Here is a 14967-nt window from a genome sequence, read left to right as displayed (position 1 = left end):
CTAAAGTAACAGGCTAGTGACGACAATGCTCCGTCCAGGCAACGTCAATGTCTGAGAAGTTTCTCCATGGCCTTTACGGCGAGTTCGTCGATCAACTTGTCCAGGTAGCGGATCACCTGCATCGTCGGCTCTTTGATGTCTCGACGCGCACGCTGCAAATCACCCCTTGATCTGCGCGCGCGACGGATTCGGCCGAGGCGCCTCTGCAAAGAACGTCTCGAAATCGGTTTTCCGTTCGAGCTGGGCCTCAAATTCTTTTGACCATAGCCCGTCAGCCAAACGATGATCTGATCGACCTCGGCTTTTTTCGGCTCCTTTTTCTCGGCCTTGGCAACCTGGAGCGGGTAAACGCTGGCGAAGCTCGTGTGTAGACCCGGTGTTTTGGCATGGCGGCAAGTTCTTAAAAATGGCGGTCACTCGATAAGCAACTTATCAGGCGCAACGGCCTTCAGACCGCGACATACGGTATCGCCGATCGTTTGATTGCAAGGCGCATCTGATGGGTGGCGAGGAGTGCCTCCACCGCCCAGGCCTGCTGGGGCGCGAGAGCCGGACCGACGATGATTTCCTCGATCCCGCAGTTGTTGGGATGCGTGGTCGAATTGTGGATGATGACTTCGTTAAACTGGCATACCGGTAGGGGACAAGCCCGGCAGGCGCGACGCGCCTTTTCAGCCCGGCCGGCCAGGATACATCGGCCCAGACCAGACGGGATTCGCACTCTTCACGGAAATGCTCGTTCTTGAGCACGAGCGCTGTTTTCAGCGCATGCGGCCACCATCTCTTGAGCTCAGCGTGGGGGCCTTCCGGCTCATCGGTGCCTTCCAACAGAAGTGCGACGAGCAGGGCGACAGCCGCATCGGCGGCCGCGTGCTGCTGTTCGGTGTCGTAGATAATGGGCGTGATGTCGAAGCCTTGCGCGGCGGCGTTCTGCAGCAGCCAGTCGGCGTCGAAGCCGATCGAAAAACCCTGTCCGCGATTGTAGCCGCGCCATTGCGACAAAAGATGGCCGTTGGCGGTGAGGGATCCGACGAACGCATGGACGCTTTCATGCTCGCGCTCAAAGCGCATCTAATGGCAGGCGGAAACCTTTTCTCGCGCTGAGTAACTTAAAAAGGTTTCTCGAACCGAACGAAAATCAGAACGGGCCGCGTTAGCTTCCTGGGCGGCGGCTCACCGAATGGTTGGTGGACCACGCTCATGACCTGCTCGACCGCGGGGAGAGTAGTCGCACGTACTTCATGTGCCTGCAGCAGATCGATCGAATCCAAATGATACTGGGCGCATATCTGACGACGCTATCCCGAAGTTGCCTGTTGTAATTGCTAAAGAATTTTGCTACTACTTAAGGTGCCGATCCGAGGAGACTTCTTTCGTCTCTTTGCGTCTCCATACGGTGGTGGTTCTCTAAGAACTTCATGATTCCTCTTTTCGTATGGATGGAGTGGCCTTACATCTTGCTGTAGATGAGAGTCGCGAATTTCGAGAGACATGGCATCAAATGGCAGTGAAGAAATCCAGTAGAGCGGCGGCTAAAAAGTCCACCGCCGGTACCGGGCATTCGGGGAACTTGGTTGGAGCAACCTTCCGAATGTTACCTCCCGCGGAGGTGAAGAAGGCCGCAGGCGGGCGCTGGGTCACAGTAGGCGAAAGCAAGAATCCCGGCGTGAAGCGGATAAAAAACCTGTACAAGACGGCTGGTTACGATCCGATCGGGGCGACGCCAGACGGAGTCGTCATCGTGAAGCCGCCAGGTAAGCCACGCGCATTCAGTGTGCAGCGCCTAGAGAAGGCCATTACAGGTGTTCGCGGAAGATCTTAATGTCTCGCCCATCTGCGGACCTGGCTGTCTTCATAAATTGTCCCTTCGATAAGAAATATAGACCTTTTTTCGACGCGATAGTTTTCACTGTCGCTCGCTGCGGCTTCCAGCCTCGTTGCGCGCTCGAAAGTATCGATAGCGGGGGGACCCGGATCGAAAAGATCATGAAGCTGGTCGAACAATGCCGGTATGGCATTCACGATCTTTGTCGAACTGAGCTGGATAGTACAAGTCGACTACCGCGGTTCAACATGCCCCTTGAACTAGGAATTTTCTTGGGAGCGAAGCGATTTGGAGCAGCGCAACAGCGTCGGAAAAGTTGTTTGGTGTTGGATAAAGAAAAGTATCGATATCAGAAATTTATCTCCGACATCGCCGGGCAAGACATACAGTCGCATGACGGAAATACCAATTCTGTCATAGCTCAGGTCCGCGACTTTCTTCGAGCGGAGTCAAATCAGAAAGTTCTTCCTGGCGGGACTGTGATAGCCAAGGAATATATGGAATTCGAAAAGCAAAAGCGCAAGATTTGCAAAGAACTCGACTTGGACCCTATCGCATCGACTTTTACGGACCAAGCCTACATTATCGCATACTGGATCAAGCAAAAAGCTGTCGGCTGATCTGCTGCTTCACTTGAGAGCAATCGAGGCTATACGCAAGTCCCATTCGCGGAGTTTCGTGGGAGATCGATTGCTCCCGGCGCGGTCGCAGCCAATCTTCGGTGGGCAGCCGGTGAAGGAGCGGTGATCAAGGAGGACCGCGGCACGGGTGCATCGATGTCGCCTATCCGACGATAGGGACGTGAAGGCTCAAGCTCTATAGCCGGCCCACATGGTCGGCTTTTTCCCATTTCGACTCGAGATCGTCTGCAACGCACTTAGGCAATGGAGGCGTCCCGTGGTCGAAATAGCTCCGGAAATCGACGTGAACGCGCATGTTGTCCGGACGATAAGGTGCCATCCGATCATAAAGCAGGACGTGGTCTGTTTCGAACCGCTTGTAGACGGATTTGTGCATTGGTGACGCGGACTCGCCGGTCTCCGGATCGACAGGAAGGTGGCGCACACCAGCCGTGAGGATGCTGCCCGCTTGCTCATTGTGTTGCGGTCCGGCGGGGTCTGGAGATAGCCGCAAGACGCTGCCATGATGTTTGAGACCATCCGGGACGAGCGACGCCCCAGCGACCATCCATTTTAGCGCCACGTCCGACAGGCGCGCTTCATTCTCCAGATAGCCACCACCAATGTCGGCGTGTACGCCCGGAAACCAGACTTGCTCGAAATAGAGATTGCCGTGAGCATCGCGTTGGTCCTGCTTCTCGGCTGTCGGCGACCAGAGAACCCGTTTGAAATCGGCGCGGTTCTCGTCGATCGAAATCGCATGTTTGGCGTAGCCGACATTGCGGTTCAATGTGGTGTCATAGAATTTGTGCTTGGGGGGCGCCAGGTGCAGGGTCATGAGCCGCTTGGCCAGACTGTAGCCCGGCATTGGCGGCGCGACCTTGAGATTTTCCTCAGAAACGCAATCAAAGCGGCTGTGATGCCGAAATAGCTCAAGATGCGCGCTGCCCATCCAGCCCACGGAAAGTAAGGCTCGAGCACGCTGCCGCCCGCATGCAGTCCGACCAGGATGGCGATGCCAAGTGCTACGAGCGCAGAGCCAAGATATCTGTGCCCGAGAGCCGCGACGGTATCGAAGACGCCGATGAAATACGGAAATACATTGGCCTGCTCGACCTCGCCAACGGTCTGTGAACTGCCATGCTCGCGCCGGAGTTGCGCTGCGATGGCATCCCGCGCTTCGAGCAGGAATTTTCGGTAACCTATGGTGTCCTTCCGGCCCGGGTGTAGGAGGGGCAGAATTGGTAAACATTCTTGACCGCGTGCTCGGCCAATTTCTTGATACTTTTGGAGTCGCGGTTGAGGGGAGAACCATCGGGCAGGTATTGCGGGATGCCGCATTGGGTCATCACGCCGGCGACAGACCGAACCGTATAGGCGCCGCGACTGAAGCCGATCAGATAGATTCGATCGCCCTCTTCGTAGAGAGCGATGATCGCCGCGTAGCAATCGACGATGTTGCGGGTGATCCCGAGGCCCGTTGCCATGCTGGCCAGGTTATAGAGCCACCGCATCCAGCCAATCTTGAAGTGGCCGCCGTCGGAAGCCGACCCCAGACCAGGATCGTAGAAGGCAACCTGTGCTGATGGGTCAACCTTGGTATCAGGACCAACGCGACAAGCTCGGTAGAGCTTGTAGACGTTCGTTCTAGCCTCGTCGAAATTGATGCCGCCGGCCTGGCCGGTGCCATCTGAGAAGATCACAATGTTCTTCGGCATTTCACCCCATCGCGAATGTGATAGTTCCGAAAACGTATCATAGATTGTGCCTGCGGATTACTTGGGCCCATCGTGCTGCTGCATATTCTGAGCGGCGCTGAGCTGGTCGAAGCCGAACGCTTGCCCGCAGTTCGGACGCGGCGATCGACACGCCCACCCAGCCGTCTGCAGCAATCACGCTCGGCGAAAGGCGTAGATCGCGTTCAACGGAGGCGGCGCGTCCAGAATGTGCATTCGAGTTGCGTACTGCCGTGACATGTCGACGAACTCGCCGATCAGATCGGGTCGGTGGTTTCTGTTTTGGAAAGGATGAGATCCGCAGCACGAGCATTGGCTTTCAGTTGCTCCAAGCTCGTTGCGTTGGGAATGACGCGGACATTGGCGTTTTGGCCAGCACCCAGGCAAGGGAAATCACCGCAGGTTAGATCGACCGGCCCGCCGAGATGCGCCCGACATCGTGCCACCCAAGCAAGGATTGCGGCCCGACATCGATATAACGTTAGCGCCGCTCCGCCGAAGGCGGCTGCGCCACGGGAGATCGCGCGCTTTAGAGCGCCTTTGTCGGGGGCAAGCCTTCTCCGATCTCATTCCCGAGGCGGCGCGCCTCGGATCAAAAAGAGGGAGCTATGGTTCCGGTACCCGCACGCCTGCTGTGGCGCAGTTATCGTGCATCATTACGTGAGTGCGCGACGTGCACCGAATCAGCACACCGCCTATTCTCCAACGGAGTCGCTGATTCTCTTCTTCATCGGCCAATGTCGGGCAGCCAGGAGCTACATCATGAGATTCTGCGATCCCTCGCACGGGTTGCAGACTCATCGCTCTCCTGCTTGCGATGGTCGCTTTAGTGTGGATCCGAGTGACCATTGGCCGTCCTCCGAGAAAGACGAATCAGCCGAATCGCGCAGCAGCGGAAGCGTGTCGCGATTTTGGGCTCCTGGTACAGGATAGTCTCCGCAAAAGAATTTCCTAAGCTGGTAAATTTGAAGGAAGTGCCATTTTTCTGCGGCAGTCTCGGTGCCTCAGGAGGAGCAGACAATAGGGGATAAGCGCGTGGAAAGTGAAGTAGAGCCTATAGAGTCGCCCGAGGCATTTCTTGCGAGATTGGGAGAAGGCTTGACGCAGAGGGAGGGTGTCGATGCCGGCTTGGCGGATATTCTGAAGACGCACATCCTGAAAGCGCAGCCCGCGCAGAACGCCGTCGCTCAGGCCAAGGACGCCGTCCTGAAACTCGCAGGCGAACGTGCCAATCGGTACAATGCGCCGAACCGGATCCGCGATATGGCGCGCGCGAAGCCAGCGCGACGTGGTCTCCATGGCTGCGGCGAGTGCGGACCATCCCGTCGATGCCGGGAATACGGACGGACCGCGGAAGAACGCGCCGTCGTCGATCCGAAGCGCGCGCATCCTCCTCGTCCCTGTCCGACCTGACGTGCAGCAGGAAGACGGCCGGAAGCGGCAGCTTTGCGCCGAGCGCCCATTCCGTGCGTGTCAACAGAATTCGCGGCGAGCGGAACGCCGATGGGACCGGTGGGCTAGTCCGCTCAAGGCCGCGGGGAGGCTCAAATGAACAAGCACGTGAATAACATCCCCGTCGAAGCGGCCGACAAATCGTTTGCCGCGTCAAGAGACGGAAAGGTCCGCGCAAGTTCGGTGGTGAACTGCGCCACGGCGCGGCGAAGTCAACTGAGTGTGGACCCGCGGATTGGTGACCCGATGATGCGCGGTACCGTCTGACTGGTTAGTATTATTTCCAGGTTCCTTCTCGCCAAAATCCCGGCCTCGCGCAGCAATCATTCTTCGTTCGAACTCGCCACCACGCCATTCCTGGGATGCCAATGGACCCCGCTTTCGCTTCCGTCCTCCGGCGAGACCAGCATGTGGCCGGGCAGTGGCCAGCGCGTTCGATGGTGACCGATCTTGTAGGGCACCATCGTCTCGGTAATCGCCCACGTCTCGTTCTCTCGCGTAGTTGCTTCGGGAACAAAGTAGTTTGCGTAGACCCACCTGAGACGTGAGGTCGCCGGTGCAAATGTTCTGGCTTGCATCGTGTTGAAGAAATGGCGAGTGAAATCAACCTCGGAGCCCGCTGAGGTTTCAATGCCGACGTGGATCACCCCAGGACGATCGCTTGGAAGTTGCCGCTCTGCGTTCGCGATCGTGCTGCGGAAATGACGCGCCTTTTGACGCACGGCGGCCTCGGATTCGCTGACCCAGCTGACCACGCTGGCCTGGTAGACAGCGTCGGCATACGTAGGCCTCAAAGGCGCCGGACGCCACTTGGCCGCCATGCTGTGATCGGCCGTATGGATATATCGTCCGGCCAGGAGTTCGATCATCCGACTTCCATCGAAATAGACGTAGTCTTTGGCGAGAATTCGCCGGAGCAGCGTCCAGTCGATGGGGCGCACTCGTCCGGTTGCCACCTCATCCTTCCAGGGCGTCAGCGATCGCCGTTCAATAGCCGATCTCACATGTCGCACGAGATAGTCGTCCTCGACCTCGTGCAGTTCGACTTGGTACTTCACTTCGACAATGACGGCTTCGCCAAGCTCCAGGCACATTTGATGGACGGGCTGGGCGAGTACCGTGCCCCGCGACTTCTCGCGCGTGGCGTAGGTCGAGGGCACCATTCGCTTGCACTCTGCTGCCCAGCGGCTTCCTGTCCGGAAGACGTACATGTCCGGAGTTTGTCCGCGCCCGGGTGTCTCCGGCACGAACTCGACCCGGCTCCATCGTCTGCGGCGGTAGGCGAGGGCGACGAGCATCTCGAAAATGCTGCTGTCGGGTTGGCGCCTCTCCTGTAGCATCATGCGGGCGGCTCGGTCTTCAACCCCCTTCACGCCGAGAAGAAGCTTCAGTTCCTTTCCGATACGCGTAAGGAAGGGCACAACTCGCATTGTGCCCTCGGGCGTCCACAGGGCCCGGTCGGTGGCAAAGGTCTCGGCCTGCAGTATGTACCAAGCCGCCGTATCCGCAGGGTCAAACAATGGCCCATAACGCCGGCGCGCATGCGGGCTTGGGCAGTCAGAAGGTTGGCCTTCGCGACGTCTAGCCTCTGCTCCATCTCCCTGCGATGAACAAACGACTTCAACCAGACAACCGCGAGCATCAATTCGTCGTCGCGCCAATCTTGGTTACCGCGTGGCGCGGTCCAATCTGGGTTGTTTGCCTTCATACTGTGATGTTCGACATTGCCACGAGACTACAGTCGGCCATCTATCCGGCAAAAGCGGCCCCGGCCAAGGCTGAGAGTGGCAACTATGCCGCTTCGGCTTGGACAATGTGCAGAGACTAATCGAGAACGCCTCGATCGGTTGGGGTGGACCGTCATTTGGCGTCCGCGCCGACAAGCGCTTTCTGCGCCTCTTCGGCCTGCTTTTTGTGGGCGGTCACGCTATAGCATTCACCCGCGACCCAGGCGGAAATGAGCTGATACTGCGGATTCGATTGTATCTTGGCCGCTTCATATCGCCGGGATTCGACATGCGCCATGCCGACGCGGACGGCTGCGCGATTGCCGGTCGCCCGCTTCTCAAAGGCTGCCAGTAGGCATCCAATCGACAGGCCTTTGCTCGACAAGGGCGACAGGACGAATTTTGCGCCGCCGGCGAGCTTGAGACTGTCTTCATAACGCGCCATCGTCTGCATCAGCGAGCGATAAAGCTGGAACGGGTTCCATTCGGTCGCCCGCAAGATGTCGCGGATATCGACGTCGTAACGGTCAAACAGAAACTCGCCCAACGCATTTATGATGTTGTCGCCGCGGCGAGCATCCGCGGACTGAATGGGCAATACCGGGCAGATCTCATCGGGATTGGTGCGCTCTCCGATGCGGGTGAGTTGTTCGAGCACGTCCTCCGCGAGCACCGGAAACCAAACGACCGGCCAGCCCAATGAAGCCTCTTCATCGAGCCGGATTCCCAAGCTCTGGATAGGTGCAAGATCCGTATCGATCTCAAATTTGGCGATGGCGTTATCGATCACCGCGGATTCCGCATAAACGACGTGAAGGTTGATCGCGGAACCAAGTGGTGTTTCGGAGCTGGGCTTCACAAGATGGGTAAGCAACGTGTTGAGCAGAGTGAGATAGACCAGGCGGGGGAGCGCGCTGATGTCTACAATGATGTCGGTATAATCGGATATCCAGGTCTCAAAATCCGCAAATAGAACTGCGGCACTCCGCGAAACGTCTCGAATTCCGTCCGTGTCGGTTGTGACCAGTTCTCTGACCTCAAGACGACCGTCAGGAAACAGCGTCTTTAGCCCGGTGAGGTTTTTTTTGCCTAGTTTGGAGGCCGCAGCGTCCGTGCCATATCCCTCCGACATCTCGATTGCCAGGCACTTGCGCGTCGCGTCAGGCCCGCAGGCAATGATCTCCTTCGCCGGGCCCATCACGCGCGGATCGAAACCCGCTCCGACGATGAACAGCAGACGTCGCTCTCGATCTTCCAGGTGTTTGCGCCAAAAGGCGCTGAACTGGTCGGATCGATATAGATTGTAGGGGTCCCACCACATGCTATCAGACCAATGTTATCTTTTCATTCGCGCGCGGTACCAGCCCACGCGACCAATCCTGAAGCCGACGGAGAGAGACGCGTTGCCAACCACCAACGTGATAGACAAGATCAAATTGCGCGCAAAATAGCCGGTTTAGATACAGAACGACCCACGTCTTGTTGTCCTGCTTGTGATTGTCGCGCACCTCAAACAGATTTTGCGCCACGCAAGAGCTGATCGTGGATGCGAGTTCGAAATACGGGTTGCCGGGGCCATCCCGCCCAGCCTGCACCAGCGCCTCGCGATCCTGCGTGGAAAGGGCAATGCCAGTCACGCCAGGTGCATAAGGAGCGTTTGGCTCGTAGGTTTTCTCACGGCACATGAGGCCGATTGCTTCGATGAGGCGTTGCGCCTGGGGGCCGAGCGCGAACAGGCGTGGCAGCTCTTTAAATCTTTTCTCGGCAAGTTTGGTCAGGGCGTCGTTCTGAATTTTTGCGCTGACCGATACCGGACCGCTGCCGCGCGAGCGTGTGATCTTCTGCGCATAAATATGGTCATACAGGACCGCGCAAATCTGGAGAAATTCCTCGACATTGTAGGAGCTGAGCCGCACCACGCGTTCAATTCCGTAGAAATAGGGTACGTCGTGCCTGTGGCAAACAAACCGCTCTGCAGCGGCGGGCACGCCAGAGCCTGTCCGCGCTTCCAGATCGTCGTCCGACAGAGGCGCTAGATCCAGGGATGCTTGAACCTTCTGCTTCTCTCGCGTGATGAGAATGCCAATTCGGGTCCATTCGATCGCCTTGTCGAAAGGCTCTGCCGTGGAGGAAGCGGCGCTGGAGATCCACTCGTCGAAGAGGCCGCTACCATTTGCAAGGTCGCGAACCTTCTGCTCCATCTCTGGCAAGGCCTTTGCGATTTTGTCTTGGGTCGCGTAGTCCGTGACAGTGTTCGAAAGATAGTCGCCGAAGCTCTCCAGATCGGTGCGCATCTGCGCCATGCGTCGGTTCGCAATGGACGTCACGAAATTCAGATACTGCTTGGATTTGGCCGTGCTCCAGGCTTGCTCCATGCGCACTTCTTCGTAGTCGCGCCGCGGGATCGCGCCTGTCAAAAGTTCAGAAGGATTGATCACATAGGTTCGTTCAGCGAACCAGACGGATGCCCCCTGTCTGTGATCAAGCAGTTCGCTGTACAGCAGAGTTCTTTGCCAAGGGCGGAGCCGATGGACATCGTCGAACATGACGATTGGCTTTGCTGCGACGGCTCTGCCATGAATGACGAATGACACTTGCGACAGCCACAGCACGGCATCAAACTGCATGTGAAGCGGCAGATCTACGGACGTATTTCCGACGGCGTCGAGTTGAGCGAAGCAGCGAGTCTCGACGTCCTCGGCCCATGCGCGCAGGGCGCCGAGCTCGGCGTTTCGCGGAATGGGCCCCTCGTCGAACAACGATGCTGCGTACTCGCACGTGATCGTGCCCAAGCCATTGGGATAATCAAGGTCATGGAGCGTGCACAGTGCTCGCAGCGACCGGAGGATGATGCGAGCATTCACCAGAGCACGAAATAGCGCGCGAGACGTGCGTTCTTCAAGTTGAGGGCCGATTTCGGCGTATCCACTCGCGCAGGGAACGAGAATTCCAAATGCGAGCGCCGTCGCCTCGTCGACCACACCCAGCTGAGCCAGGCTTCGATGAATTTCGTCGTGCGGCGAGAGATGACGATTACGAATGACCTGGATCAGAGGACCTGGAGTAAATATTCGCAGAAGCGATGTTTTGCCCCCGCCAGGGGCGCTCCGTAACACCAGCGCACTTGTGGCGAATAGATCCTGCGGGAGAATACTCAGCACCTCGGGCGCAAAATACCGCGAGAATACGTCGTCGGGGGACGATGTCTCCGAGGTTCGGATGGCAAAGGCATTTCGAGCCACTATGAGACCTCGCGGTGACGCACAATGCGCGGGAAGAGGCCACGCGCGCTGCCGACTTCGAGAGGATCGGCCCAGAGCAGATAGATGCTATTGTTAGGACAGTTGTGCGCCAGGACCAACGGCAAGCCACAGGCCGCGAAGCCGCGCTTGATGGTGTCTGTTCCTCCCTTTGCCTCGTGCTCGTCGAGCGGGCGAGTTCGATAGTAGGAATTGGAATCGACCAGCGCGAGAAACTCCTTGTCGCGGGGCGAGGCGAGGGCCATGTCGGGCGCAAGCTCGTAGACGGCGGTTATGCTTGGGACGGGGATCGATTGCTCTTTGCAGTAGGTGGCCAACTTGTCGCCCATGTAATCGACGGCCGCCTTGGTCGCCACATACAGAACGATGTGCATCTTAATCGTGGAGTACTTGATCAGGCAGGACGCGTCTTCGTTAGGCTGAAACTGTTTCAATGCCTTGACCAGCTTGCCCTTCCATCGATCTTCCTCTTTGCGGATATAGGAAATGCCGCTCGCCGAAAAATCGTCGATCAGCACAATTCTAGCAAACTGCGCATTCGTATCGCCGAGAGCTGATTGCAGGTCTTTGAGCATCCCCGCCGATTTCGGTTTACCGATTTCGTACGCCTGCCAGACTTGCTCATTGTCGAGGGAAGCTGCTCGCCGAAAGATATCCATTCTCGAGCCGTCGCTCAGCCCCAGGAAGAGCGTCTGACGCAGCGAACGTTGATAGTCGGGATGACGGATCACTTCAGTGATGCAATGGGGGGCAATACCGATGGAACTGGCGACATCGGCAATCAAGGAGGGGCGGATAACGTCGGGGAAGCTAGACTCGACGAGATGGCGCATGTCGGCTGCAGAAACGAAGACGACGCGGTCGCGCACAAAGGCGTAGGCAATCTCACGTTCGGCTTTGGTGGAGAACTGCTTCAACCAGAGGCAAAGGGCTTCGAGAAACTTTTGACCGGGACCGAACTGCTGATATTCGTCGTACTTGAACCGGGCCATCCGATCCAATCGCGGAAGTTCCTGGGCAAGTCGATTCTCGTCCCACTCCATGACCAGAGCGAGCAGGCGCTGCGCAAGTTCTTCCTTCATTCCTCCTCCGGGATGGAGCTCTCACGCGACGCAAGCGGGGCAGGCGAGACTCTCGCCTTCGACGGTCGCCTTAGTGGATGCCGGGAGAGCTGGGGTGCCGCCCTCCAGCAGCTTTGCAATCTGCTTCTGAAACACGTTCTTGGTCGAGGCGTACATGCCGCCTCGAGCTCCTTCAAAGCCACAATTCCAGGCAGCGAGTGCTTGGCCATAGTGAATCGCCTGCGTCAGTTGGGCAGCTTTCAATTTTGGCAGGCCCTCAGGTTGCAGCCTGAATATCTCGGTAAGAAAGCCGGCGCTGAACCAATCTCCGGAACCGCAGGTATCGACCAGCCGAGGCGCACTTATGGCGGGGATGCTCAGCCAGCTGCTTCGCTTGCTGCCAAGCTTGTGGCGATAGCGAAGTCCACGATCGCCCATGGTCTGGATCTCGATCGCAGTTGCCGCGCGCTCGGTCCATGCCCTCTCGATTTCCGAAAGACGCGCATCTGCGTACTTCAAGATGTGAGCAAGTTCGATCGCTTCTCGGAGCAGCCGCGGTTCGGCGACGCCGGATGGCTCGTACATGATCAGAGCGCCGTTCTTGGCAGCCGAGGCAGCCAGGTCGAGAATGCCTCTCGACAAGCGATCCATGAAGAAGACCTTCGCTGACGCAAGGTGAGGCGCAATCGAATCCACCACGGTTCGGGTGATCGGCTGGAAGCTAGGCAAACGCTTGCCGCAGCGGGGGCAGGCCCAGGAAAAGGAATGAGTGGGCGTGCCGTCGCGCTTGCGGCGGATCTGCTGGACGATAATCGGTGTGTGGGCACTGGGGGTGCAGCGGGCATGATCAAGATGCACCCCCCATCGGCTCATGTCGGCCTGCAAGACCTGGGAGGCGGCATCGTCGCCCAGCCGCGCAACCGGATAGGACTCCCATCCGAGATAGGCAAGCACGGTGAGTACATTGCCGCAGGTCCCGCCAGCATGCGCCTGAAATGATGAGGACGAGTCAGCGCTGACGATGAGATCGAGCGCAATCAAACCGGAGCCGAACGCAGTGGGGCGTCTGGTTCCGGTCTGTTTCGTGCCGCGCGCCTTCGATGACCTGACGGCCGGCGTTGGCTCGGCATCGCGCTGGGATCTGACGGGCATTTACTTTGCTTCCTTCAGGAGCGAATTGAACAGTCAAGTTACAACTTATGTGTGAATACGGCGACCCCATTGTCGATTTCCCTGATCATTCCCACAGGAAACGACCGTCGTGCGGACGCAGTCTTCTCAAATATTCGAGCAGAACGGCCGGCCCACGCGATCCTTCGGACCCCAGATGCCAACACGTCGCAGGATCGAGGTTGACCTCGTCAACGCTCAGCGAAAGAGGTTCGGCTAGCAATTCGTGATCGTTTCCGGGCCAGCGTCCCCGGTCGCCTACGCACAGTATGGCGCTGTTCCTTGCCCGGCTTCGCATTGCATCAACGACGGCCCCCTTGGCGCGCTTGGCGTCGATAATGTCGATCGAATGACTGGATCTCACGACGCGAACGCCGCTGGCCCCCTCCGACAAAATAGCCTGTTGCGCGAGGAGCCAAAGGTGGTCTTCTCGCAAGGAATGCTTGGGCTCCAGGGTAATCTGGTGCGCGCGATCCGTCTGCTCCGCACAAAAAGAGACCTCCGGTTGGGCCCGCAGACGAGCGGCAACCGCGGCCAGAGCCTCCGTCGGCTTAGTCGTGTCGTTCGGTGATCGATCGTCACTCAATGGCGCGATCTCGAGGCCATTGTAATAGCCGATCGTGACACTCGGCCACAGCACCTTCGGCAGGACTTCGCGCAAAGACAAGCGCACCGATTTTCCGCGCCCCGTCGCGATGGCCAGGACCAAGCCATTTTCGATGAGGCGAACAAGAACTTGCACAATATCTTTGTCAGGCGGCAAGGTGCGCGCGCGCGCGTCCACAATTGTGCCGTCATAGTCGAGCACTGCGCCGGAGAACGAGGCCGCGCGCAGTCGTTCTTCAAAGTCGTTGTATGCGCTCTGCCAGAATGTAAACTGCCCGCGTTCAACGAGCAGTGCGTGCGATGCGAAGGCCTTTCGTTCTATCGCCGCGATGTCGGCGCCACGACGTGATTTGGCGGACTTCTTGAGGGGGAGACCGTAAAGCTTTCGTCCGAATTCCGGGACGCCCGGCCGTCCGGGATCTATGCCTCGGGCCTCGCCCGCCCATCCCGTCAGCAGCAGTGACGCTGCGAGGGCGCCAAGGGGCGCTGCTTCCGGTGGGCCAGGCAATCGGAGGCGAGAGACCGGGATATCATCGGGTATCAGGGCGAGTGTCCGTTCCGCGAGCGGTTCGTCGTCATCGCCGATGAGTGCAATGATCGCGCTCTCTCTTCCACGCTTAGCCAACCAGTGATGACGTCCGTGCGCGAAGTTTCGCCAATCAGCGTAATGAAGGTTCCCGATTGCTGCTTCGGTGAATTTTGATTCCAGATCTATCGCACCAACTCGGGCATTCGGACTGTGCAGCACGACCGTTGTCGACCGCCCCCACAATTGTTCGGTGGAGTTACGCCACATCGTTTGATTTTCTGCCGAGAGCAGGCGAGACATTTGCTGCTCAATGGCGTCCCATTCGGCACTTGCTTGGGTCGCTGCCAGATAGGCCCGCAAGATCAGGGCGGAAAAGCCGAAGAGGGAATTGGTCGCCAGAAAGCCATCCTTGCCCGCTGGCAGCTCGTAGAGCAGCAGATCGCAGTAGGAGTGCTGCTGCGCCGTATCTGACAATCGACTTTGCGCGCGTCCGCATAGGACAGCAAGCTGGCGAGGTTCGCGCGCCACCGCGTCGTCGAAAGCACCATTGATATCGACGTTACTTCCACCAGCGCTCAAGAGCCAAATCGCGGCTGAACGTGGCGCAGGCTCGTTAAGCAACTCGGAAGGGGTCGCTGTCTGTCCAAGCTGGCCGGATAAACTCTGGTGGGTATGAGCGAGGAAGTGCGCGGCGCTGAGCGAGCCACCTGAACCAACTGCCACCAGAGGGCCAAGCGAGGCCGTTCGCGCTGCGCGAACCAGATCGTCGACAGGGGCCGATCCCGCCCAAGCTAGCGTTTCAGCGAGCTTTTCAATCTCTTGCGCGTACGGACGAGCCACTTTTCTTCCACCTTACGTATGGGGTCTAAGTTCCTATCATATATAGAACAAATAGAGAACATGTACACTGGGGTCTGGTTGTTGCCGCTTTCAACAATCCAGCAATCGTAATCCTGCACTCCGCTTAAATGGCAACTCGGC

At 58.1% G+C, this 14967-nt stretch carries 13 protein-coding genes and 2 pseudogenes; 3 read left to right on the top strand and 12 right to left on the bottom strand.

Annotation, left to right across the window (positions count from 1 at the left end; all coding sequences use genetic code 11):
* Positions 1–44: 44 nt before the first annotated feature.
* The 3 genes and pseudogenes from IVB19_RS39245 to IVB19_RS40990 all read right to left on the bottom strand — a co-directional run.
* A pseudogene (locus tag IVB19_RS39245) lies at positions 45–308 on the bottom strand (DUF2200 family protein); the annotation flags it as partial.
* Positions 208–417 (bottom strand): annotated as a pseudogene (locus IVB19_RS40995) (hypothetical protein); the annotation flags it as partial. The pseudogenes IVB19_RS39245 and IVB19_RS40995, both read right to left, overlap by 101 nt.
* A gap of 15 nt (positions 418–432) precedes the next feature.
* A complete protein-coding gene (locus IVB19_RS40990; protein WP_524536778.1) occupies positions 433–1071 on the bottom strand; it encodes a DUF2971 domain-containing protein in 639 nt (212 codons plus the stop codon).
* Between the two features lie 915 nt (positions 1072–1986).
* Here IVB19_RS40990 and IVB19_RS39235 point away from each other — a divergent pair.
* On the top strand, positions 1987–2445 hold the full coding sequence (locus IVB19_RS39235) for a hypothetical protein (protein ID WP_247821912.1): 459 nt from the start codon (positions 1987–1989) through the stop codon (positions 2443–2445).
* Between the two features lie 196 nt (positions 2446–2641).
* Here the strand turns inward: IVB19_RS39235 and IVB19_RS39230 are convergent, their stop codons facing one another.
* Positions 2642–3397, bottom strand: a complete 756-nt coding sequence (locus tag IVB19_RS39230) for a phospholipase effector Tle1 domain-containing protein (protein WP_247821911.1) — start codon at positions 3395–3397, stop codon at positions 2642–2644.
* Between the two features lie 41 nt (positions 3398–3438).
* Between IVB19_RS39230 and IVB19_RS39225 the strand changes: the two genes are divergently transcribed.
* Positions 3439–3579, top strand: a complete 141-nt coding sequence (locus IVB19_RS39225; RefSeq protein ID WP_247821910.1) for a hypothetical protein — start codon at positions 3439–3441, stop codon at positions 3577–3579.
* Positions 3580–3647: 68 nt separating this feature from the next.
* On the opposite strand, the gene IVB19_RS39220 is transcribed toward IVB19_RS39225, so the two are convergent.
* Positions 3648–4163 carry a phospholipase effector Tle1 domain-containing protein gene (locus tag IVB19_RS39220; RefSeq protein WP_247821908.1) on the bottom strand — a complete coding sequence of 172 codons (516 nt, stop codon included), beginning with the start codon at positions 4161–4163 and terminating at the stop codon, positions 3648–3650.
* A 969-nt stretch (positions 4164–5132) separates the two neighbouring features.
* Positions 5133–5570, bottom strand: coding sequence for a hypothetical protein (locus IVB19_RS39215; RefSeq protein WP_247821907.1), 438 nt, complete (start codon positions 5568–5570; stop codon positions 5133–5135).
* A 159-nt stretch (positions 5571–5729) separates the two neighbouring features.
* Here IVB19_RS39215 and IVB19_RS39210 point away from each other — a divergent pair, with 159 nt between their 5' ends.
* On the top strand, positions 5730–5900 hold the full coding sequence (locus IVB19_RS39210; protein WP_247821904.1) for a hypothetical protein: 171 nt from the start codon (positions 5730–5732) through the stop codon (positions 5898–5900).
* Between the two features lie 56 nt (positions 5901–5956).
* Here IVB19_RS39210 and IVB19_RS39205 read toward each other — a convergent pair whose 3' ends face one another.
* The 6 genes from IVB19_RS39205 to IVB19_RS39180 all read right to left on the bottom strand — a co-directional run bounded on the left by IVB19_RS39205 (position 5957) and on the right by IVB19_RS39180 (position 14826).
* A complete protein-coding gene (locus tag IVB19_RS39205; RefSeq protein ID WP_247821903.1) occupies positions 5957–7063 on the bottom strand; it encodes a hypothetical protein in 1107 nt (368 codons plus the stop codon).
* Positions 7064–7493: 430 nt separating this feature from the next.
* Entirely contained in the window at positions 7494–8681 is a 1188-nt protein-coding gene (locus IVB19_RS39200) for a hypothetical protein (protein WP_247821902.1), read from the bottom strand.
* Between the two features lie 4 nt (positions 8682–8685).
* Entirely contained in the window at positions 8686–10602 is a 1917-nt protein-coding gene (locus IVB19_RS39195) for an ORC-CDC6 family AAA ATPase (protein ID WP_247821901.1), read from the bottom strand.
* Positions 10602–11702, bottom strand: a complete 1101-nt coding sequence (locus tag IVB19_RS39190; protein WP_247821899.1) for a phosphoribosyltransferase-like protein — start codon at positions 11700–11702, stop codon at positions 10602–10604. Before IVB19_RS39190 ends, IVB19_RS39195 begins: the two co-directional genes overlap by 1 nt.
* A 21-nt stretch (positions 11703–11723) precedes the next feature.
* A complete protein-coding gene (locus tag IVB19_RS39185) occupies positions 11724–12833 on the bottom strand; it encodes a PfkB family carbohydrate kinase (protein WP_247821897.1) in 1110 nt (369 codons plus the stop codon).
* Between the two features lie 85 nt (positions 12834–12918).
* Positions 12919–14826: a sucrose-6-phosphate hydrolase gene (locus IVB19_RS39180; RefSeq protein ID WP_247821896.1), complete on the bottom strand. Its 1908-nt coding sequence runs from the start codon at positions 14824–14826 to the stop codon at positions 12919–12921.
* Between the last annotated feature and the right edge of the window lie 141 nt (positions 14827–14967).

The sequence above is a fragment of the Bradyrhizobium sp. 187 genome, assembly GCF_023101005.1.
Classification (GTDB): Bacteria; Pseudomonadota; Alphaproteobacteria; order Rhizobiales; family Xanthobacteraceae; genus Bradyrhizobium; species Bradyrhizobium canariense_D.
Note: the sequence above shows the minus strand (reverse complement) of the source record. Positions and strands in the feature narration are given on the sequence as shown.

What these genes read in the sequence shown, in the direction of transcription:
- IVB19_RS40990 (WP_524536778.1), bottom strand. Translation starts at nt 1,071, where the DNA reads ATGCGCTTTGAGCGCGAGCATGAAAGCGTCCATGCGTTCGTCGGATCC.
- IVB19_RS39235 (WP_247821912.1), top strand. Translation starts at nt 1,987, where the DNA reads ATGAAGCTGGTCGAACAATGCCGGTATGGCATTCACGATCTTTGTCGA.
- IVB19_RS39230 (WP_247821911.1), bottom strand. Translation starts at nt 3,397, where the DNA reads ATGGGCAGCGCGCATCTTGAGCTATTTCGGCATCACAGCCGCTTTGAT.
- IVB19_RS39225 (WP_247821910.1), top strand. Translation starts at nt 3,439, where the DNA reads ATGCAGTCCGACCAGGATGGCGATGCCAAGTGCTACGAGCGCAGAGCC.
- IVB19_RS39220 (WP_247821908.1), bottom strand. Translation starts at nt 4,163, where the DNA reads ATGCCGAAGAACATTGTGATCTTCTCAGATGGCACCGGCCAGGCCGGC.
- IVB19_RS39215 (WP_247821907.1), bottom strand. Translation starts at nt 5,570, where the DNA reads ATGCGCGCGCTTCGGATCGACGACGGCGCGTTCTTCCGCGGTCCGTCC.
- IVB19_RS39210 (WP_247821904.1), top strand. Translation starts at nt 5,730, where the DNA reads ATGAACAAGCACGTGAATAACATCCCCGTCGAAGCGGCCGACAAATCG.
- IVB19_RS39205 (WP_247821903.1), bottom strand. Translation starts at nt 7,063, where the DNA reads ATGCGAGTTGTGCCCTTCCTTACGCGTATCGGAAAGGAACTGAAGCTT.
- IVB19_RS39200 (WP_247821902.1), bottom strand. Translation starts at nt 8,681, where the DNA reads ATGTGGTGGGACCCCTACAATCTATATCGATCCGACCAGTTCAGCGCC.
- IVB19_RS39190 (WP_247821899.1), bottom strand. Translation starts at nt 11,702, where the DNA reads ATGAAGGAAGAACTTGCGCAGCGCCTGCTCGCTCTGGTCATGGAGTGG.
- IVB19_RS39185 (WP_247821897.1), bottom strand. Translation starts at nt 12,833, where the DNA reads ATGCCCGTCAGATCCCAGCGCGATGCCGAGCCAACGCCGGCCGTCAGG.